A 22,656-nucleotide genomic window follows, 5' to 3' on the forward strand; every position below is an offset into this window, starting at 1 on the left:
AAATATTACAAAGTAAAAAAAAGAAAAAGACGTTATTGTGATGAAGAAGAAAGCGAAAATCATTCTATGCTAACAGAAGAAAAAGCTGAGCTTGAAGCGGCAAAATTGGTATCGCCCGTCAAAGATAATGTACCAGTACATTCAACGGGAGCGGCAATTGATATTCGCTTGTGGGACGAAAGCACCAATAATTTTGTAGATCTGGGAGATTTCGGCGTCATTTGGGGCGAAAACAAAACCGCTGCAACTTTTTCTGAAGATCTTACTGACCGTCAAAAATTAAACCGCTTATTTCTTTTGATTGCAGCAACGAAAGCCGGCCTTACTAATTATCCATTTGAATATTGGCATTTTTCGTACGGCGACCGTTATGCCGCTTTTTGGCAGGAAGAAGATGCCAGCAAAAGAGTTGCACGCTATGGTTCAGTATCATAAACAACATTTGATAAAGGTTTTATCGTGAATTACAAAAAATATCTTTCCAGCATTTTATTCGGTTTACTTGTTGGCTCTTTTACACCAACACAAACAATTACTGCAGCAGCTCATGCGGCTCAAAAACAATATCCAATAATCCAAAAAACTCCTACGGATCAAGCTTTTGAAGACGGCGATATAGACAGCTTGGTTGAGCTTCTTGGCAATCTCGACATCAACAAAACCATGTTTCATTTGCGCATGAAATATCAAATTCCTGGAAGAGAACTTGACGCTCATGCAATTAAAGAAATCGAATCGATTATTGGTTACACGTTTAAGAAAAAAAGTCGCTTAATTCAAGCGCTCACATCAGAACTCAAAAATCCAGAAAAAAATTATGAAGCTTTCGAATTTGTAGGCGATGCCATTTTGGAAAAAATTATTGCCGAAATGTTACTCACCAGTTACGAAAACCCTACGCCAGCTCAACTCACTCAAATGCGCTGTGCCTTGGTTAGCCAAGAGCCAATAGCGGCCTTGTGCGTAAAACTCGGTTTACACGACTACGTTCAAGACACTAAATCAGTAATTCCCATATCAACGCTCTGCGATATCATCGAATCTTTAATATGCGCACTTTATAAAGATGGTGGCCCAGAAACAGCGCAAAACTTTGTACTTAGATTTTTTCTACCCATGATTAAAGATCGCTGCCCGGCTATGATGGACAGGATTATTCAACAAGCAAAAAAAGAATTAGATATTGATGTAAGCTATGAGCATAGTTCTCACTATCTTCGAGATGTACAACCTGCTCCAAAAGGCGTATTACCTCAGATTGGCCAACGACAGTCAAAATCAAAAAAAGACACTAAAGAAGACCCCATGCGCCTTGCCTGTTATTTGGCAGAAAAAGAATTTATAGAAACGTCATTACCAAGTGAATATCAAAAAAAATTAGTTCGATTGGCAACAGATCCTGATTACCAACCAGCGGAGAACGTCTTATCACTCAATGTATCGTCATGGCAAGAAGGTATTCAAAGAAATGCTCGTGAAAAGCTGCACACACTCACGCAAATATTGGGCTCACCTCAACCTGTGTATTATACTTACGCGGCTCCAGATCGCCCTGGCTTTTGTTGCAAGGTTGAGATAGAGCAAAAATCCATATATTCTCGACACCTCTATCCCCATTTTCTCGCGGCAGCCCATTGCATAAAAAAAACACGCGCAGAAGAAAAAGCTGCTCAAATGGCGTACAGCGTACTCCAAGAAAATATTATTCTTCCAACATCCGATGCCATTTCTTCAACCTGCCTTATTTTCCCAACAGAAGACGCAGGAACACTCGATTTAGAAGATCCAATAACATCTTTAAACTTGTTTTGCCAAAAACATAAACTGACAATACCAGCATATGAAAGCTTTGTTAAAGAAAAAGAAGATCAGCAAGTCTTTTATACTCAGGTAAACGCTCCTTGGCTTTTTTCAGCTCTTAAAGGCTCATCAGCCCCTACTGAAAAACAAGCACGAGCGGAAGCAGCAAGAAGAGTGATTATACTGATCAAGCATCTTGCAAATCACTTGATATCACCAAAACTTTTGTACCATATTAATGAACTTAAAAAGACAAAATCAAACAAAAAAGGCTTACTATTACACTATTGCCGTTGTTTAGCTATGCAAGAGCCATGCATACAAACAAGCATATGCTCAGGATCAGTAGCTGCCGGACTTAAATATAAAACAACGATTACGCTTGCGAATCAAACATTTGGAAATAAAGATTTCTCTGGTTGCAAAAAATCTTCAAAGGCAGAATCAGAAGAAGATGCCTCAGAAATAGCACTTTATTACCTAACCAACAAGCTGCTCAAAAGAGAACTGACCCGCTCAGTTGCCTAAAACCGAATATTTTTAACCAGGGGGCTTTTATTTCAAAGCCCCCTTCTTTTTACCATTCTCCCTCCAAAAACTATCAAAACTTCTATTTTTTTAAAACTTAATACCCCATTCTGAGCTAAAAAAGGCTAAACAAAGGGCAACCATCTAATCAAAATATCTACAAATAGCCCGCTTTTTCTAACTATAAAGCGTTATTTTGACCATTTACCCCTGTTTTACACCTTAATTGGAAATTAATTTCAAATAGTATTATATTTAACAGAATAGAAACTATTCATTATTTACTGTTACTGTTATTTTAGGGGGTTATTATGTTGAAGTATAAAAAGTATTTATCTTTTGTGTTGTTAAGCTCATTACTCGACTTCTCTGCGCCGACTCAAACACTTGTTGCAGCAGCTAAAAAAGAAGAAAAGAAAAAAGTAGAACAAAAGAAACAAGCACCAAAGCTCAAGCAGAAAAAAGAAGTCAAGAAAAAATCTCCCCAACAAATAGCTTATGAACAATGGGAAGCAAGCCAAGCTGAGAAAAAAAAGCTAGCAGAACAAGCCGTTGCACAAAATTCACAATCATCATCTTCAAAACAAGAAATCCCTGCAAAAGTAGCCGTTCCTGTAAAGTTAGAAATTCCTCAAGAACAGGAACCAAAACTTGAACAAAAACAGGAAGTGAAACAAATACCGGCGATTATACCAAAACAACCAGCAATACCACCACTTGTACCAGCAGTTAATAAAGATAGTATTGATATTGCTTTTGCAGCTGGCGATGTAGCTACGCTGAAAAATCTTGGAATCAGAGACAGCATGCTGCGTTTACGTATGCACTATCCAATTCCAGGAAGAAAGCTTGATGATAACGCTATTAAAGAAATTGAAGCCATTACTGGCTATACCTTTCAAAACAAGAATCTATTGATCCAAGCATTAACATCTCGAACACAGAATCCTAAAAAAAATTATGAAGCTTTGGAATATTTAGGAGACAAAATACTGGATGCTACTATTGCTGAAATGTTGCTTAAAAACTACCCCAAAGCCGATGAGGGACAATTAACTGGAATGCGCCAAGCCTTAGTCAGTCAAGAACCTATGGCTGCCTTGTGTGTCAAATTAGGTCTGCATAACTACGTTCAACACACTGAAAAAAAGGTGCCTATCTCAACATTATGCGATATTATAGAATCAATCATTGGCGCAATGCATAAAGATGGCGCAGCAGAAGCAACTCAATCATTTACTCTCAAATTTTTTCTACCAATGATAAAAGGTCGTCAGCCCAAAATGATGGATACAATAATTGGGAAGGCAAAAAATAAATTAAAAATCGATGTAAGTTATGATGCTACCTCTTTTTATTTATGTAATATCAACAAGCACAAAAAGGGATCAAAAAAGATTAATCCTCGCGTTAATCAATCTTCTGGAGATAAAAAAACTGATCCAATGCGGCTTGCTTGTTATTTAGCTGAAAGAGAATTTATAGAAACACAATTGTCTAAGCAATATAGAAAAAAATTAGTGCGCCTGGCTATCGATGATGATTATCAACCACTCGATGCAAAATCATTGCCACAACAGCAAACTATAAAAGAAAAACAACAAAGCAATACAACATCATCAGAAACAAACTCTAACGAAGACGACGTTAGTTCAAATGGTATTTCAGAATCAAATGTAGATTCTAGTCAAGACTCAGAACTAGCTTCTAACATAGATTCTAACTCTGAGTCTTGCTCAGAATTTAGCCCACAAATAAAACCTATTATTCCCGAAATTCCTAGTGAAGAAGAATTTCAACTTAAGCAAACAAAATCAGCGCATATTGAAAATTCTACTGATATCGAATTTATACAGAGCAATGTTGAACAGTTAACTAATCTTTTTAAAGATCTAGGTATAAGTAACAGTATGCTACACTTACGTATGCAGTATTCAACAAAAACAAAGAGTCTTGACCAGTGTACCATCAAAAAAATCGAAGCAATACTTGGGTACACTTTTCAAAACAAGGATCTCTTAACCCAAGCATTATCATCACCAGAAAAAAGTCCGGCAAAAAATTACGTCGAATTAAAAATTTTAGGTGAAACCATATTGAATACTATTATTACAAAAATGTTATCTGAAAACTATAAAGATGCCGACAAAGAAAAACTTACTACCATGTACCAAATCTTAGTAAGCCAAGAGTCACTAGCCGCTCTGAATATAAGATTAGGTCTGCAAAAATATATTCAACACCATAAATCTGTAATATCTATCTCTATCTTGAGTGATATCATAGAATCGCTTGTGGGCGCTATTTACGAAGATAGCAACTTCAACGAAACTCAATCCTTTGTTCTTAAGTTTTTTCTGCCAATGATTCACGATCGCTATCCATTAACACCAAATCAGATTATGCAACTCGCTGAAGATGAGTTAGGCATTAATGCCATCTATGACTATGCTGCTTCATACTTACCAAAGCTCAATGCATATCTAGTAACATTTCAATATAGAATTAACTCAGACCAAGCTGACACAAAAACAAAAAACAATTCTTTGTCTCTTGCCCATTATTTAGCCGAAAGAGATTTTATAGAGACACTATTACCAAGTTGGTGCAAAAAGCACTTAGTACGCTTAGCAACAGATCCTGATTATCAACCGACTAACAAAGCATTTTCTGAAGATATTTGCGAAAAATTAAGTGCACTAAACTTGGGATAACCAAACAATTAGTTACTTAAAACAGATCTTTTAATCAGGGGGCGATACCTAAATATCGCCCCCGTTTTCTTGTAACCAGCCCAGCCCCCACAAAAAAACTCCCATCAAAGCTGTTCAAGGCCCCCAAAAAGGCCTACCGACCTGGCCGCTTTCTTAATCCCCCATTTTGCGCTAGACTAATGATATGTTTAATAAAAAAAATAAATTCAAACTCTCATCACCGTTCAAGCCTGCGGGCAGCCAGCCAGAAGCAATTGTACAACTGAGTGAAAACAGACCAAGAAAGTCCACATTGCTTGGCGTAACCGGCTCCGGCAAAACCTTTACCCTGGCAAATGTAATTGCTCAGCGTGGTAAAAGCGTACTCATTTTGTCGCCCAACAAAACGTTGGCGGCGCAGCTTTATGAAGAGTTTTCATTATTTTTCCCTGAAAATAAGGTGTGTTATTTTGTGAGTTATTACGATTACTACCAACCGGAATCGTACCTGCCGGCACAAGATATCTACATCGCCAAAGAAACTAAAATTAATACCGAAATCGAACGGCTGCGCGTTGAAGCAACAGCGTCGATTATCAATCGCAACGACGTAATTGTTATTGCTTCAGTCTCCGCCATTTATTCGCTTGGTAACCCAACAGACTACCGCGAGCTTACTTTTCAAATTAAGGTCGACGATAAGATCTCGCGCAAAGAGTTTATTGAAAAGCTTATTTTTATTCAGTACAAACGCAACGACGTTGAACTCAGTTCGGGCTGTTTTCGCGTGGTGGGCAATGCCATCACCATCAATCTGCCGTACTTGCATGACAATGTCCGCGTAGAACTTTCGGGCAGTAAGATCGAGTTGATTGAGCTGGTAGACAAGCGCGAGCATAAAATTTTACAGGAACTTGATAATTTTTTGATCTTTCCCGCCAAACACTTTTTGACTACCAAAAACAAGCGCGAAACCGCTATCGAAAACATTAAGGAAGATTTGGAACGCGAGGCGGCTCAGCTTACTAACCCGCTCTACCGCGAGCGGCTCATCACCCGCACCAAGCACGATATCGACATGATTACCGAAACCGGCTATTGCAGCGGTATTGAAAATTACTCCCGCTACTTTGACGGCCGCATGCCGGGCAGCGCGCCCTACACTCTGTTTGATTTCTTTGATGAAGATTTTTTGCTGATTATCGACGAATCACACATTACCATTCCGCAGCTTGGCGGCATGTACAAGGGCGACTTTTCACGCAAGCAGGCATTGATCGAGTATGGCTTTAGACTCAGAACGGCAGAAGACAACCGCCCACTCAAATTTGAAGAAATCGAAAAATTCTTTAATGACGTCATTTTTGTTTCGGCCACGCCAAGCGAATACGAACTGAAAAACAGCGATCAAATCGTTCAACAGATTGCCCGCCCAACCGGGATTATTGATCCTGAAGTTATTATGCGCCCGCGCGAAGGGCAAATTGAAGACCTGATTAAAGAAATCAAGGCAACCAATAAAAAAGGTTTCAGAACCCTGATTACCGTTTTGACTAAAAAATCGGCCGAAGATCTTTCGCAATTTCTTGAAAATCAAAAATTAAAAGTCTGCTACCTGCATAGCGAAATTAAAACGCCACAGCGTACCGAGATTTTGCACAAGCTACGCTTAGGCGTTTTTGACTGCTTGGTTGGTATCAATCTTTTGCGTGAAGGCTTAGACTTGCCTGAAGTGGCACTGGTTGCAATCATGGATGCAGACATTGAAGGCTTTTTGCGCAACGACCGTTCACTCATCCAAACAATAGGGCGAGCAGCACGAAACGCTGAAAGCAAAGTAATCTTGTATGCCGATAAAGTTACTGCATCAATGAAACGCGCGCTTGATGAAACTAACCGACGTCGGGCTATTCAAAAAAAATATAATGAAGAACGTGGCATTACGCCAGAAACGGTTAAGCGCGAAGTTGCTAAAAGTATTTCAAAGCTCCAAGAAGCAATCAAGTCGGCATCCAAGTCAGAAAAACAGGGCAAAAAAATTAAGCCAAAAAATGCCGCGGATGCACGCACCCTGATTACACAACTTGAAGTTGATATGCAACAAGCAGCAGAAGATTTAAATTTTGAACGCGCTATTGAATTGCGCGATCGTATTCTTGCACTCCAAAAACAATTCTTAGAAAAAACATAATGCACAACATTAACTTAGAACAAGAATGTATTGATCTTTTTAAGGCGCAGGGCATGTCTGCTCAAACTATTAGCGCTTTTCAGGAAGTTATTTACGATTACTACCAACGCAACGGCAGAACCTTTGCATGGCGGCAGGAGGTAACGCCCTACCGCGTTGTGGTTTCAGAAATTATGTTGCAACAAACACAAACACATCGTGTTGCACAAAAATTTGATGCCTTCGTCGCGCACTTCCCAAATTTCAATCAACTCGCTGGCGCCCCATTTGAAGAAGTGCTCCGTCTTTGGAAAGGTTTGGGCTACAACCGCCGCGCTCTTAATTTGCAAAAAATAGCGCAGCATATCGCTCATCAATTTGAAAGTACCTTACCAAACTGCCCTGCGACACTGGAAACGCTGCCCGGCATTGGCAAGGCAACGGCAGCTTCGATCTGTGCGTTTGCTCACAACAGGCCGACAGCATTTATTGAAACCAATATTCGAACGGTTTTTATTTATTTTTTCTATCGCCACAGCATTGCTATCAGCGATAAAGAACTTATGCCGCTTATTGAAAAAACGGTAGACAAAGAACAACCCCGCACCTGGTACTACGCCCTCATGGACTACGGCGTTATGCTGAAAAAAAATGTGGGCAACTTGTGCAAACTCAGCAAGCATTACACCAAACAATCTAAATTTGAAGGCTCTGATCGTCAAATTCGCGGCATGATTTTACAGGTTTTACTTGAGCAACCACTCATTGCCGAACAAGAACTTATGCAAAAAATTGATCGGCCAGCAGAACGAACCAGTACAATGCTTGAAGAACTGTACCAGGAAGGTTTTATTCAAAAAACACCTCGTGGTTTAAAGCTTGCATAATGAATCTCTTGTCCTCAAGCACTGCATTATCTTTTAAAACATTTTTTCCAAATTCTTGAGTTCTCGTTTCTCTTTGAACTAGGATAGTGAAAACTATTTTTAGTATTTTAACGTTTCACCCTCAAAAAAGAGAGAATCGCGATGAAACAAAAAAGAATGAATTCGTACTTAAGCTTTGGGCTCTTACTAAGCCTCTTGCTTGGCGTATCTCAGCCAATTTTTGCTGCCACAGCACAAGACCAGCAAAAACTTTTGGCCAAACAAGCAGCAGACCAAAAGAAGCTTCAACAACAACAAGCCGCGCTAGCTGCAAAACTGGCAGCAGATGCAAAAAAAAGAAAGCAACAACAGCAAAAAGATGCTCAAAAAAAATCCGGACAACCTTCAACTGACGATACACAACAAGACACAATCACAGAAACAAGCCCACAAGGAAAACTTTCTAAAGATCTTTTTACAGATTTGCCAGCCCTAAAACTAAACGCGATTGACCTTGCTTGTGGTGGAGATAATCCATTAATTTATGGCCTCACGCCCGATGGTAAAATTTTTCAACTTGCTAAAGATTGGAGTAGCTGGAATGATATCTCATCAACAACCCCTCTCGCAAATTTTTCTGTTGGTGCTGATGGCATTTTGTGGGGGCTTGATAAAGATGGCACATGTTGGTACCGCGAACAAGAAACATGGCAACAATTGAGCAAGCCAAATATTTCCGACTCTAATGCCAGCAAACAAAAATCCAAAACACCAAAACCTGTCGTTGCAAAATTTGTCCAATTATACGTTGGTAACAAAAACGAAATTTGGGCTCGTGATTCAGACAACGTTTTATGGAGAAAGCAAAATCCCGTAACAACCAATTCTACCTGGCAAAAAATACCTGATGAGCAAGGTGTTTTTATCAGCTGCGGCGGGGATGGTAAAGTTTTATTAGCAACTAACGACCAAACAATACGCACATTTAATCGCTTTCAAAAAAAATGGAAAACTATTATTAAACCAACATCTTTTGGCATGGGAAATCCATTTAAAATATCGATAAAAGACAAACTTAATACCTTATTTTTAGATTACAGCAAACAAGCTTGGCTCTTAAAAGCTGGAGCAAGCGGCCTCAGAAAAAACGACTGGCTTTCAATTGAAAGCTCCGGCTCATTTAAAGACATCTCAATTGGTTATGACGGCACCATAGTAGCAATCGACAATAAAGATCGCCTGATTACTTATAAGCCAGGCAAAGATGCCGTGAATGCATTAAACACAGCACGCGGCCCTGTTATTCGCAGCTCACAAATGGTCCGCATTATTACCGGTCCAAACAGTGATTTTATGCGTGCATGGACCAATGCAGACAGTTACTATGACCAAAATGCTCAAGCAGACCCACCGGCAAATTTTGTACAAATACTGGTTGGTAGTTTAGAAAAAGGCATGGTAACGCTGGACAAAAAACCATCTTCTGATGCACTACAAAGCACAGATAGTACTACCGAAGCACAAGATACTACATCAAAAACAAGTAGCGAAGCAGCAAAACAATTAGCCGCAGTCGAGGAGGAAAAAAAGAAAAAAGCCGAACAAAAATTATCTCCCCAGGAAAAGAAAAAATTAAAAGAAGACAACACCATTAACCTTGAAAATACCAAAGACAAGCGACAAGATATTGGCTGCTTTTTTAGTATTACAAAAGCGGCAGACGATAATTCAACTGATGTTATTAATTTTGGTGATACTGTCAGCATCTGGTCGCTTTACGCCGTTGAAGGAAATGATAAAAAAGCCGGCTCTTTAGGTAAAGAATGGAAATGGTGGACAAGTGATGGCCATTATTTAATGAAGCCAAATCAACAAGATATTCACGTTTCTTTAATCAATCATCCACACGCTCAAGATGGCTGGCAAACATTTAAACTGGTAAGTCCATACAACCAAACCGGCCCAATCCGCTCAAATGATACCGTTATCATTCAAAGTATGGCACCACAATCTCAAGAAAAAAATGTGTGGGTAAATCAATACAACTGGATGAATGCCGACGCCAGCAACCCAAGCTTTTTTGAACTCGCCGTTGCATCAAAAGACGTTTCTTTATGGGCTCAAGATTTTTATGGTCAACAAGACCTTGGCGGCGCACAATATTTTACTTTGCAAGCAATCAACTCAGAATCAGATGTTCCTGATACCGGGATTTCAGCAAATATAAAAAATCCTAAACAAGCTGCACGAGATGTTTACAACAGTATTAAGAGCGACCAATTTTGGGCAGATAAATCGTTGGCAACAACAACCATTACAAAATCGTTAATTAAATCTGAATTAACATCAGGTCTTGGTGTCGTGAGAGAGTTACGCAATGATACGGACTATCCAATCAAAACAAGTGGTCTTGGTATCTGCCCTCTGCACGATTCTATTCTCAATAAAAAATATGAACTTCTCGAGCCATTAATCCTTGAAGGCTTTGCAAAAGAACCTTCAATTGCTGACTTTGGCCCAGACCGCATGATCACGCTCAATAAAATGTTTAGCAGAGGTTTTGCATGGCTCGACACATCACTTGAAAAACCGGGCCAAGCAACAATAAGTTTTCTTGCACGAGCTGGAGATAGCGGTGGCATTGAGGTTGTTTTTGACACCAAAGGTGGCACTGCGGCAAAATGGCATATTATTATTGGCGGATCCAACAATACAACATCCCAAATCTTACTTGACGGCAAACTCATAGCAGAAGCACCACTGGCACGCGCCGTCCCTGGCAGATTTATTCCTTACTGGGTTTCAGTCAATAATGGTTTGATTCTTGTCGGGATTGGCACACCAGGTACTGGCATTTTTATGTCTGGGTTAATGCCTGAAGCCGTTCCTGTCAATCGTGTTGGTTTGAGCTCTCATGACGGACCTGTTGATTATACCGAAGTACAACTTGGGCAAGCAGTCCACGCGATTGCTGAAGAAGAAATTTATTCAAAAGTACAACACGATATCGTATTATCAGCAAATAGCAAAACAACAAGCCTTATCGATATTCCTGTGCGTTTGCCAAATGAAGCAAGTGTTGCCTTTACCGCGCAAGCAGAGCATGACCTCACCGTTGTACTACAAAATAAAAAAGGTAAAAATAACTACAAAATTATTATTGATGCCGATGCGCAAAAGTTAATTAAAATTGAACGCAATGGCAAAATAGTACACCAATTATTAACCGCATCACTACCAACGGCACACGTTTCAAAAGATACACCTACTGATTTCTGGGTAAGTATTTTTGGTGGCGCACTTATGGTCGGGCAAGGCAAAATCGGCGACAACCTCTTGATCGCATGGCAAGACCCTGAAGAATTTAGCGACATTACACAAGTCGGCTTTGCTCCTTCTAATCATGAGCAAAAAATTAGCAATATAGAAGTTGCCCCACCAGTTAGCATTGGCCTTGAAAAAAAACCAGTTACGTACGAACAACAAATACGACGCTTTCCGTACAAAGGAACGATGACTGTCCATCGACCATTTAGATATGAGTTCATTCAAACTGATGTAAAAGTCACCATGAAAGATATGGTAAGCGGCAAAACATTTAGCGTTTTAAGCACACCACAACAAGGCGCATCATATGTCTTTATGATCAATATCGATCAAATTGGATTACCATCAATACAACTGATGCAACAGCCAGAAGATGCACCAGGAAAAATAACCCTTGAAAAGGGGGCTATCTTGCGTGAAATAGAAGCGCACCACGTAGCAGAAATTGCGAATGCAAAAGGTAGTGTTTTAGAAGCAGCAGGACAAGCAACATTACAAGCTGGTGGTAGCTTTGGTATGTCACCAAACATGATCATGTCTCTTGCAGGCCTTGCATTAAGTGCTTCAGGTATCGGTATGGCAACAGGTGCTGCGAGCATAAAAGCGGGCGGACAAACCAAATCTGCCCATTTGATGGCGGAAGCTTCAAAAGCACGTGCTGATGCACAATTTGGGTTCCGCGCTCACAATAGCTATGTTTACGTTGAGCAACCAAGTAAAGAATTTGGCGCAAGCGAAACTATTCCTGCAGAAGCTCAACAAAATGCTGCAACGGTCAGTCAATTACTTGGCGAAACCAAAAAATTTACCTTCTCTGATCCTAATAACTATTCAATCTTGTTAAAAATTTACATTGATATATTGCGCAACATAACACATCCATTTGTTGTTGACAGCAAAGTAATTAAAGATAATATTTTTGATGATCTTGACCAAGCAAGACAATACTATCCAAACAATCCAGATCAACTCATGGTCATTCTTGATGTGTTGGTACGGGCTTATTCAAATTCTTACCTTGTTGATGAACAAAATAAACGCGATAAAGCAGCAAAAGATCGTTGGTATTTCACGATTGCAGACATTGGAAAAGCATTCTTAAATGCCTCACTGCAAGATCCTGACTTTGTCTTTACTATACCACCACTTTATGGCGAATATCTGTGGATTCCATGGGAAGTAAAAAAACCAAACATTGGTTGGCTTATTTTTGAAGTACAAGGACAAAGCGATGCTTTTGTATGCTTTTCCGAAGACGCAGTCAGTGTTCGCAATACCGACACAGAGCTTTACGAACTGGTAATTGGCGGTTGGGAAAATAGCAAAAATGTTATTCGAATAAAAAGTCTTGGTCGTTCAGCAACAGAAATTGATATCACCAAATCAGCTCTAAAAACATCACAACTCTCTCAACGAGATTTCAAAGCTTATTGGGTTGGTTTTAATGATGGCATGATCAGCATGGGCTCTGGTGACCAAGTTGGACAAAATATTATTGCCGAATGGCAGGACCCTTATCCTTGGAAAACAATTAAATTTATTGGCATAAGCACCTGGGACGTACCACTGCAATTTAGAAATGTTTACACCGCGGAAGGAATAGAAGCCTCAAAAACAATGACTCCGCAAGCAACCCCACTTCCACAACCAGAAGCACTGTCTGAACAAGAACAAGCAGCTCTTGCTGCTTACCAAGGAGCTCAAGTAGCAGGCTCTCAAAATATTACATCACAGCCGCAAAACTTTAAAGAAGTACAAGCTCAGGGATTCACGCCACAACAAGCTTACAAACAAGGCGATGATGCACAAACCGGCTATTTGATGCGACCAGGTGTCGGATATCCTGCAGGATATCCTGCAACAACCGGATACCCTACTGGCTATCCTCAGCAAATGCAACAAATACCACCAATAGTCCCACAAATTAGAACACACTAATATTTACTCGTAATTTATTTGCTTATTAAAAAAGGCCCTCATTATTCGAGGGCCTTTTTTAATAGATGCTTCAAATTTGCAAGAAAATTTTTGTACTATAAACCTGCAAGCTCTTTTAAATAGATAAATCTTTTACCCCAAAACCACGAGAGACAAACCATGCTTAAACAAAAAAATTATAATTTTTTTCTGCTCATTTTTTTAATTATTGAGCTCTGTAACTGCCAGAACATAGCAGCCAATACAGCAATCACACCAGACAGCACAACTTCATCAAAAGCAACAGATGCTATCAAAGATACACTCGCAACAATTTTAGCTCCCGACGAACCACAACAAACAATTTCAAGCAATTTGTTCGTTCCATTACCCTCTTCAAATTTACAAGCTATCGATATTGCTTGTGGTGGCGATAATCCATTAATTTTTGGGCTCTCTGCTGATGGCAAATTATTAAAACTCAGCAAAGATTGGAACAGTTGGACAGATATCTCGCCAACGAATGTACTCAAAAATTTTTCGGTTGGTGCTGATGGCACAATCTGGTGTCTTGATGACACCAATAATTACTGGTATCAAGAAAGTGGTCAAACAACATGGCAACAAATAAAAACAACACCTAACAAAACAGCAAAATCTATACCTGCCCAACTGAGCGTTGGTAATAAAAATGAGATATGGGCTCGAGACACTTCCAACAATCTTTGGCGTAAAAAGAACCCGGTGACTCAAGAAACCACCTGGCAAAAAATTCCTGAGCAAGGCGTACATATAGCGTGTGGCGGTGATGGCAAAGTCTTACTTGTTACTAAAAACCAAGTTATTCGCACATTTAATCGCTTTAAAAAAATATGGGAAGATATTATCAGGCCCGCAACATTTAACATGGGCAATCCAAAAAAAATCTTCGTCAAAGATACCTTCAACACCATATTTCTTGATTATGAAAACCGCGCTTGGAAACTTGTCCCCGGGGCAAGCGGCAAACGAAAAAGTGATTGGATAGCAATACAAAGCACCAATAATTTTAATGATATCGCCATTGGCTATGACGGCACAATCGTGGCAATAGACGGGCAAAAAAATCTTCTTGTTTATAAACCAACACCAAGCGATATCGCAATGCTAGCCATAGCACAAGGACCAGAGCTTCGTGGCACACAAATGGCACGCATTATTGCGGGACCAAATGTTGATTTTATGCGCGTTTGGACCCATGCCGACAGTTATTATGACCAAGATGCACAAGCAAGCCCTCCAAACAATTTTGTTGAATTATTAGTTGGCAGTCTTGGCACAGGTCCTGTAAAAATTGCACTATCTGCAGAAATGCAAGACAGTCTTATAGACATTGAAGAAACTAAAATTGAAAAGGAAACAAAGAAAGCTAAACAAGCGACTTCAGAAGCGGGCAAAAAAATACAAGCAACTCAGCAACTTAAAGAAAAAAAAGAAACTCAAAAAAAGAAAGATCAACAAGTAAAAAACTTTAATGCCCAAGACAAGCGCCAAGATATTGGTTGTTTTTTTACACTCACTACAGCAAATGATGATAAAGCAAATAATGTTATTAATTTTGGCGACACAGTAACCATTTGGTCGCTTTATGCCGTTGAAGGAAATACTAAAAAAGCAGGTCCATTAGGCAAAGAATGGAAATGGTGGGTTAATGATAGTCATTATTTACTTAAGCCTGATCAATGCGATCTTCGCGTTTCATTACTCAACCACCCACATGCGCAAGATGGTTGGCAAACGTTTAAAATTATAAGTCCCTACAATCAAACAGGGCCTATACATTCCCGCGATACGGTCATCCTTCAAAGCATGGCGCCACAGACACAAGAACGAAATCTTTGGGTTAATCAATTTAGTTGGGCTAATCCAGATACTAAAAATCTCACCAGCTTTGAACTAGCGGTCGCTACCAAAGATGCAAGTCACTGGCCCGATGATTTTTATGGTCAACAAGATCTTGGCGGCGCTCAATATTTTTCCATTCAAGCAATAAATTCAGCTGCTGATATCCCGGACACTGGCATTTCAAGCAACACCAAAAATCCACAACAAACAGCGCGAGACATTTTTATGTTTCTTCAGGGAAATCAATTTTGGTATGATAAAAAACTAGCGACAACAAGTGTCAGCAAGTCTCTTGTGAAATCAGAATTAACGGCAGGATTTGGCGTTGTTAGCCAGATCAATAATAACACCGCCTATCCATTAAAAACAAACCGTTTTGGTACTTTAATGCAAACAGCAAAACTTGTTAATCAAAAATATGAATTATTAGAACCTTTGATTCTTGAAGGCTTTGCAAAAGAACCTCCAATTACAGGATTTGGACCAAGCAAAATGATCACTCTTGATAAAATGTTTAGCAAAGGTATTGCATGGATTGATACACCATTGGCAATTCCTGGCAAAGCCATGATCTCATTTCTTGCTCAAGCTACCGACCGTGGCGGCATAGAAGTTATTTTCAATACCGAAGAAAATACCGAAGCATTATGGCAAATTATTATTGGTGGTCTTAATAATACAACATCTCAAATTTTATTTAATGGAAAACTTATTGCTGAAGCTACAGATTCTCACATAATGCCAGGCCGCTTTGTTCCTTACTGGGTTTCTATCAACAACGGACTCATGCTTGTTGGCGCTGGAACGCCTGGCAGCGGCATTATAATGTCGGCATACATTCCCAACGCTGCAGCCGTTACTTATGTTGGCTTGAGCTCGCACGATGGCCCTGTTGATTACGCTGAAGTTCAAGTGGGAACCGCACTTCATGCGATTGCAGAAAAAGAAACTTACACAAAAGTGGAACATGACATTACACTGACAGCTGACGATAAAAAAATTACGTTTATTGATGTGCCAGTACGTATTTCAAATGAAGCAAGTATTGCGTTTACTGCACATGCAAAATATTCAGTAGCCGTTGTTTTAGAAAATAAAAAAGGCGATCGATACAAAGTTATTATTGGCGCCGAGCATAACAGATTTTTACAAATCGAACGAAATGGTACCGTTGTATACCAACTATTAACAGATTTGCTGCCCATGGCACGTATTTCTAAAGATAAGCCCACTGATTATTGGGTGAGTATTTTTGGCGGTACCATCATGCTCGGGCAAGGAAAAATTGGTGATAATCTTTTTATGGCTTGGCAAGACCGAGACCTTCTGGAAAACATTACTAAAATAGGCTTTCAACCCGCTGACCATGACCAAAAATTTAGCAATATCGAAATTGCACCAGCTGTTACTATTGGTATCGGCAATGAACCAATTACCACCGAACAACAATTTAATCGCAAACCATACCAAGGCTCCATGACACTCTACAGACCTTTTCGCTACGATTTTATACAAACAGGTCGCTGGGTAACCATGAAAGACATGGTCAGTGGCAAAGCATTTAATGTGTTAAGCACACCCCAGCAACAAGGTGAATATGTTTTTTTAATTGATATCAACCCGGTCGGCGCACCTACCGTACAAATTATGAGACAACCAAAAGAAGCTCCTGCAAAAATAGCACTCCAACAACAAGCAATACTCAAAGAAATAGAAGCTAATAAAGCAGCAAAAATAGCAGAAGCATCCGCAAGCGTTGTCAACGCGAGTAGTCAAATTGCGCTACAAGTTGCTGGTTCTCTTGCCTTTTCAATTGATCCTTTTTCGATGATTGGTGCAGCCGCAAGTGCTGGGGCTGGAATCGGACTTGCAACAACAGCTGCTGGTATAAAAGCTGCTGGTCAAATTAAAGTTGCAGATGCAACCGCCGAAGCACAAAAAATGCGCCTTGATGCACAATATGGTTTTAGAAGCCAAAATAGTTACGCATACATCGAACAACCGAAAAAAGACCTTGGTACTACATCGTCAATCCCCACCGAAGCACAAGATAGCACAGCAACAGTTGCACAACGATTGCAAGAAAGCAAAAAATTTGTCTTTTCAAATCAAAGCCATTACCCAGTATTATTAAAAATTTATATTGATATTCTTCGCAATATCATTCATCCATCAGTTATTGCAGATCCAACCGTGAAGAAAACTATTTTAAATGATCTTGCAAGTATCATTAAATATTACCCCGGAAATCCAGAGCAACTCATGGTTATTCTTGATGTACTGGTACGCGCTTATTCAAATCTTTACCTTACAGACGCAAAAAATAAAGATGATATTGCTGCAAAAGATTCTTGGTATTTTACTATTTCTGATATCGGAAAAACCTTTTTTAATGCCTCACTACAAGACCCTGATTTTGCTTTCACCATACCTTCTTTTTATGGCGAATACCTATGGCTGCCATGGGCCCTCAAAACCCCAAATATTGGTTGGCTTATTTTTGAAGTACGCGGCAGCAATGACGTATTTGTATGTTTTTCGCAAGAAGCCGTTAACGTGCGTAACACCGAAACAGAGCTTTATGAAACGGTTATTGGCGGCTGGGATAATAACAAAAATGTTATCCGCATCCAAAGCCTAGGCCGTTCAGCAGCTGAAGTAGACATTACCAGCAAAGCTCACCGTGCTTCACAATTGTCTCAAGGCCAATTTAAAGCTTATTGGATTGGCATTAACGATGGTATGATTAGTTTGGGCTTTGGTGACGAAATTGGTAAAAATATTATTATACAGTGGCAAGACCCTTACCCTTGGAAAACTATTAAATTTATTGGCATTGGCTCATGGGATGTACCACTTGAATTTAGAAATATTTACACCGCCGAAGGACTCGAAGCCCTCAATACAATGCAAGGTAAAACACCACCAATTCCTCAGCAAGGTGGCGCTTTAACACAAGAACAAACGGACGCTTTTGCCAGCCACACAGCAACACAAGTTGCACAGCAAAAAGCATATGCCACACAAAGTACTGTTCAAACAAAACAAGCTTATACCGATACGGCTCAAAAAGCCTACCAACAAGCAGAATACGAACAAACAGGATACCTGGCTCCCAAACCTCAACCTGGCATAATGGGCATGATTCAACAAGCTAATATACCAAGCGCCTACCCTTCGCAACCAATCCCTCAACAAAGCTTTCCGCAAGCACAACAACCTATTCGTTAAACTGAAGTTATTAAAAAAGGCCCCGAAAGATTCGGAGCCTTTTTTAATAACAGAAATGTAAAAATATATTTTTAAACGTCTAAATTTCTTACAAAATGTGCATGCTTCTCAATATATGATCGACGATCTTCAACTTCATCGCCCATCAACGAAGAGAACCATTGATCTGCTTTCAACGCATCTTCAATGTTTACCTTCAAGAACATGCGGCGCTCAGGATCCATGGTCGTTTCCCACAATTGCTCAGGATTCATTTCCCCAAGACCTTTATAGCGTTGAATGGTCATTAACGACTTGCCGGCAGCAATAATCGCGTCACACAAAGCAAGTGCACCGATACCAAAGCTATCGCCACCTTTACCGCTTACGGACAATGACCACTGGCTATCTTCAAGCATTTTTACTGGCTTAAAGAGTTCTAACAACTTAGAAACTTCATTTGATTTAAAGAAAGCAAAAGAAACATCCCAGGTCTTTTTGCCTTGCTTAAAACTCAATACTCTGCGTGTTCGAATATCACCTTCACCCGCTTCAGTTTCAACCAACATTTCAACGGTATAATCTTTGAAATATTCAGCAATTTTTGGTGTTAATTCTTCAGGAGTATATTTGCCCGGCTCCCACTTGAGTGCATCAAGGCAAGCAACAAGCTCATGACAATTTTTGCGAGATACTTCAACTTGATGTCCAACTTTAGTAACTTCATTTTCATAAGCAAGAATATTTTTAAGCAACAAAACCCACTCAGCATGCTCAAGTTTTTTACCAGCTTGCTCAAGTAAAGCATGTGATCCTGCCCAATCGAATAAAAATTGCGTCAGTTCAGAATCATCTTGCAGATAGCGTTCAGACTTACCAACCTTTGCTTTATACAAAGGTGGCTGCGCAACATATAAATATCCTTTTTCAATAATTGGTAACATATATCTGAAAAAGAACGTCAGAAGTAAAATACGAATATGCGAACCGTCAACGTCAGCATCGGTCATGATAACAATTTTATGATAACGCACTTTTTCGCTATCAAACTCATCATTACCAACACCTGCACCAATGGCCGTAATTAAATCTTTAATACCATCATTGCCCAAAACGCGGTCAAGGCGGGTTTTTTCAACGTTCAGTAATTTACCACGAATTGGCAACACTGCTTGCACAAAACGATTTCGCGCTTGCTTGGCAGAACCACCTGCAGAATCCCCTTCTACAATGTACAGTTCGCATTTACTTGCTTCGCGCTCAGAGCAGTCTGCAAGTTTACCCGGCAATACTGATCCCTCAAGAACCGTTTTACGCCGCGTTAAATCACGCGCACGCTTTGCCGCGGTACGTGCTTGTTGTGCCAAAACTGCTTTTTGTAAAATTGCTTTAGCAATACCAGGATTTTCTTCAAACAATGTATCTAAAAAGGAGTAAATCCATGAATCTACTAGGCCTTTAATTTCACTGTTGCCAAGTTTCGTTTTAGTTTGACCTTCAAATTGGGGCTCTGGTACTTTCATACTAATAACGCATACCAAGCCTTCACGGACGTCATCACTCGAAAGAGATTCCTCTTTGAGCATGTTGTATTTTTGAGCATAACGATTGCAAACTTTAGTTAATGCAGAACGAAAACCTGTTTCATGGCTACCGCCATCAACGGTGTGAATGTTATTTACAAAACTAAAAATTTGCGAGCTGTAGCCATCGTTATATTGAAACGCAAGATCCAAAATATAAACGCCATCGTCTTTAGAAAATTCGATAACGTGATCAAGGAGTGGAATTTTTTTTGAGTTTACATGCTCAACAAACGTTACAATACCACCTTCAAAGAAAAATACTTCTTCTTCGCCACTGCGTTCATCTTTAAAATCAATATGAAGTCCTTTATTAAGAAATGCATATTGTTTTAAACGAACAGACAATGTTTCAAAATTAAAATCGGTTGTTTCAAAAATAGTATCATCAGCCCAAAAACGGACATAGGTACCTTGTTGGTCAGTCTTACCAATATCTTTAAGCGGCGCGTCTGGCACACCAATTCTATAAATTTGGAAATATTCTCTGTTGTCCCTAAAAATCCGTAATTCAAGTTTTTTTGAAAGCGCGTTAACAACAGAAATACCAACCCCATGCAAGCCACCTGAATAACGATACGCTTCTTTTTCAAATTTACCACCAGCATGCAATTTGGTCATAACAACTTCAGCGGCAGATATTTTTTCAGTTGGATGTTCAGCAACAGGAATCCCCCGACCATTATCTTGCACTGAGCAAGAACCATCAGCATGGACAATAACATTAATTGTGGTACAATAGCCGGCTAATGCTTCGTCAACAGAGTTATCAACAACTTCATACACCAAATGATGAAGACCGTCAGCATGCGTTGAGCCAATGTACATAGCTGGGCGCTTTCTGACGGCAGTTAAGCCTTCGAGCACCTTAATAGAACTTGCACCATATTCGGGAACACTACCGCCCTTAGCTTTGACTTTTTCTTCTTCCATGGGATAACTCCAAAATCTGTAGTCGAGGACCTAAAAAACCATACATTCAAAAAGAAGCTTTAATTTTGAAAGAATTTTTTTGTATTATTTACACGTGGGACCTAGTATAGCACCATTAAGGTCATGTATCAAAATTTGTAAAGAAAAAGATGCGTTAAGTACTATGCAAAAAGAAAAAAAGACATTTTTTATGCAAGAAGCCCTCAAGCAAGCTAAAAAAGCTTTAGCGCTTGAAGAAGTGCCTATTGGCGCCGTCATTGTAGGCTCCGATAATAAAATTATAGCCCGAGCGTATAATAAAATTGAAACAATGCAATCGCAAACCGCTCATGCTGAAATTTTAGCCATTCAAAAGGCTTATAAAAAGGTTAATAATTGGAGGTTGAACGGATGCTGGATCTATGTTACCCTTGAGCCTTGTTTAATGTGCCTAGGCCTCATTAAACTCAGTAGATTACAGGGAATAGTGTTTGGAGGCAAATCAACACTATTCGGTATAGGCATTAATGAAATAGCAGATCAAGCACCATTTTATATGCAAGATTTAAAAATTGAGGGTGGAGTAGAAAATGAAGAAAGTCTTTCCCTCTTAAAATCGTTTTTCAAAAAAGTTAGGAAAAAAGAGAAAGGGCAGCCGTGAAACAACGAACAGACGCGCTACACAGAATCAAGGATAGACTTCTACAAAGAAAAGTAGAAATGACTTCGCTTCTTTCTTCATCAACAAACGAAAAATTTGCCGATGACCAAATTCAGGATAGTGGCGACGAGGCTCTTTCTCTTACCATGGAAAACCTGAAAAACTCACTCGAGCAAAACGAAATTGATGAACTACGCTTAATAGACAATGCATTAACTCGAATTGAGCGCGGAGAATATGGCTCATGTATTGACTGCGAAGAACACATATCAGAAAGACGTTTAGAAAATTTTCCTTATGCCGCTCGATGCATTGTTTGCCAAGAAGACCTTGAAGGATAATTTTTTCAGGATAGAATACAGTAGGAATTGCCTAGTAAAACCTGCAGAAATGCCGATGTAGCTCAGTGGTAGAGCAACTGATTCGTAATCAGTAGGCCGTCGGTTCAACTCCGATCATCGGCTCCAGTCTTTTCTAGTTGAAACTCTTCTTTGTTGTTTTTTTAAGGATTTTGTCATTTTTGCTCATTTTTGACAAAATGAGCTTTTATGACTACTCTATTGTATTAATTGGTACGATTTTAGTTATAATTTTAGTCCTTTTAGCCTAGGTTTATGGATTTATGAAAGACGCTCAAAAAAGCAAAACAAGCTCTACACTTCATGGTGTTGGACGAAGAAAAGCAGCTGTAGCACGTGTTTGGCTGAGTAAAGGCAGCGGAACAATTACGGTTAACGGTCAAAATCATGAAGAATACTTTGATACGCTTATTAATCGTAACGCACTCTTGGTTCCTTTCAAGGTTACCAATCAAAAAAGCTTTGATGCAAAAGTTAGCGTTAATGGTGGTGGTTTAAGAGGTCAGGCAGATGCTATTTGTCTTGGCATTGCACGAGCACTCCTTGAATCTGATGAAGCGTTGAGACTTACTCTTCGTAAAAATGATTTACTTACCGTTGATTCTCGCGTTAAAGAACGTAAAAAATACGGTCAACGTGGCGCTCGTAGAAAGTTCCAATTCGTAAAAAGATAATCTTTCTAGCCTTACCATTCGTTTACTGCTAAGGTACATCTTGTTAGAGTCTGACACTTGGGCAGCATCATA

At 39.6% G+C, this 22,656-nt stretch carries 11 protein-coding genes and 1 tRNA gene; 11 read left to right on the forward strand and 1 reads right to left on the reverse strand.

All coding sequences use genetic code 11. The features are described 5' to 3' along the window. Positions 1–66: 66 nt before the first annotated feature. The 7 genes from IPF37_03160 to IPF37_03190 all read left to right on the forward strand — a co-directional run bounded on the left by IPF37_03160 (position 67) and on the right by IPF37_03190 (position 18,416). On the forward strand, positions 67–435 hold the full coding sequence (locus tag IPF37_03160) for a hypothetical protein (protein QQR49814.1): 369 nt from the start codon (positions 67–69) through the stop codon (positions 433–435). Positions 436–459: 24 nt separating this feature from the next. Further along, positions 460–2,328 (forward strand): hypothetical protein, encoded by a 1,869-nt coding sequence (locus tag IPF37_03165; GenBank protein ID QQR49815.1) that lies wholly within the window; start codon positions 460–462, stop codon positions 2,326–2,328. Positions 2,329–2,639: 311 nt separating this feature from the next. After that, a complete protein-coding gene (locus IPF37_03170) occupies positions 2,640–5,042 on the forward strand; it encodes a hypothetical protein (GenBank protein QQR49816.1) in 2,403 nt (800 codons plus the stop codon). A 184-nt stretch (positions 5,043–5,226) separates the two neighbouring features. Next, positions 5,227–7,212 carry an excinuclease ABC subunit UvrB gene (gene uvrB, locus IPF37_03175; GenBank protein ID QQR49817.1) on the forward strand — a complete coding sequence of 662 codons (1,986 nt, stop codon included), beginning with the start codon at positions 5,227–5,229 and terminating at the stop codon, positions 7,210–7,212. Then, positions 7,212–8,078 carry an A/G-specific adenine glycosylase gene (locus IPF37_03180; GenBank protein ID QQR49818.1) on the forward strand — a complete coding sequence of 289 codons (867 nt, stop codon included), beginning with the start codon at positions 7,212–7,214 and terminating at the stop codon, positions 8,076–8,078. The genes uvrB and IPF37_03180 overlap by 1 nt, the downstream gene beginning before the upstream one ends. 141 nt (positions 8,079–8,219) lie before the next feature. Further along, on the forward strand, positions 8,220–13,322 hold the full coding sequence (locus IPF37_03185; GenBank protein ID QQR49819.1) for a hypothetical protein: 5,103 nt from the start codon (positions 8,220–8,222) through the stop codon (positions 13,320–13,322). Between the two features lie 159 nt (positions 13,323–13,481). Next, on the forward strand, positions 13,482–18,416 hold the full coding sequence (locus IPF37_03190) for a hypothetical protein (GenBank protein QQR49820.1): 4,935 nt from the start codon (positions 13,482–13,484) through the stop codon (positions 18,414–18,416). Positions 18,417–18,487: 71 nt separating this feature from the next. Here the strand turns inward: IPF37_03190 and gyrB are convergent, their stop codons facing one another. Further along, positions 18,488–20,911, reverse strand: a complete 2,424-nt coding sequence (gene gyrB / locus IPF37_03195) for a DNA topoisomerase (ATP-hydrolyzing) subunit B (GenBank protein ID QQR49821.1) — start codon at positions 20,909–20,911, stop codon at positions 18,488–18,490. Between the two features lie 163 nt (positions 20,912–21,074). Between gyrB and IPF37_03200 the strand changes: the two genes are divergently transcribed. The 4 genes from IPF37_03200 (at position 21,075) to rpsI (ending at position 22,584) form a co-directional block, all read left to right on the forward strand. Then, a complete protein-coding gene (locus IPF37_03200; protein QQR49822.1) occupies positions 21,075–21,551 on the forward strand; it encodes a nucleoside deaminase in 477 nt (158 codons plus the stop codon). Then, complete coding sequence (locus tag IPF37_03205) at positions 21,548–21,892, forward strand: TraR/DksA C4-type zinc finger protein (GenBank protein QQR49823.1); 345 nt, start codon at positions 21,548–21,550, stop codon at positions 21,890–21,892. The genes IPF37_03200 and IPF37_03205 overlap by 4 nt, the downstream gene beginning before the upstream one ends. Before the next feature lie 51 nt (positions 21,893–21,943). Then, positions 21,944–22,018: transfer RNA gene (locus IPF37_03210), tRNA-Thr, on the forward strand. Between the two features lie 155 nt (positions 22,019–22,173). Next, positions 22,174–22,584, forward strand: coding sequence for a 30S ribosomal protein S9 (rpsI, locus tag IPF37_03215; protein QQR49824.1), 411 nt, complete (start codon positions 22,174–22,176; stop codon positions 22,582–22,584). Positions 22,585–22,656 lie beyond the last annotated feature (72 nt).

This window comes from bacterium (assembly GCA_016699045.1).
Taxonomy (GTDB): Bacteria; Babelota; Babeliae; order Babelales; family RVW-14; genus AaIE-18.

Bases quoted from the DNA above. Each gene is read 5' to 3' on its own strand.
- IPF37_03160 (QQR49814.1), top strand. From the start codon at position 67: ATGCTAACAGAAGAAAAAGCTGAGCTTGAAGCGGCAAAATTGGTATCG.
- gyrB (QQR49821.1), bottom strand. From the start codon at position 20,911: ATGGAAGAAGAAAAAGTCAAAGCTAAGGGCGGTAGTGTTCCCGAATAT.
- IPF37_03170 (QQR49816.1), top strand. From the start codon at position 2,640: ATGTTGAAGTATAAAAAGTATTTATCTTTTGTGTTGTTAAGCTCATTA.
- rpsI (QQR49824.1), top strand. From the start codon at position 22,174: ATGAAAGACGCTCAAAAAAGCAAAACAAGCTCTACACTTCATGGTGTT.
- IPF37_03185 (QQR49819.1), top strand. From the start codon at position 8,220: ATGAAACAAAAAAGAATGAATTCGTACTTAAGCTTTGGGCTCTTACTA.
- IPF37_03190 (QQR49820.1), top strand. From the start codon at position 13,482: ATGCTTAAACAAAAAAATTATAATTTTTTTCTGCTCATTTTTTTAATT.
- IPF37_03200 (QQR49822.1), top strand. From the start codon at position 21,075: ATGCAAAAAGAAAAAAAGACATTTTTTATGCAAGAAGCCCTCAAGCAA.
- uvrB (QQR49817.1), top strand. From the start codon at position 5,227: ATGTTTAATAAAAAAAATAAATTCAAACTCTCATCACCGTTCAAGCCT.
- IPF37_03180 (QQR49818.1), top strand. From the start codon at position 7,212: ATGCACAACATTAACTTAGAACAAGAATGTATTGATCTTTTTAAGGCG.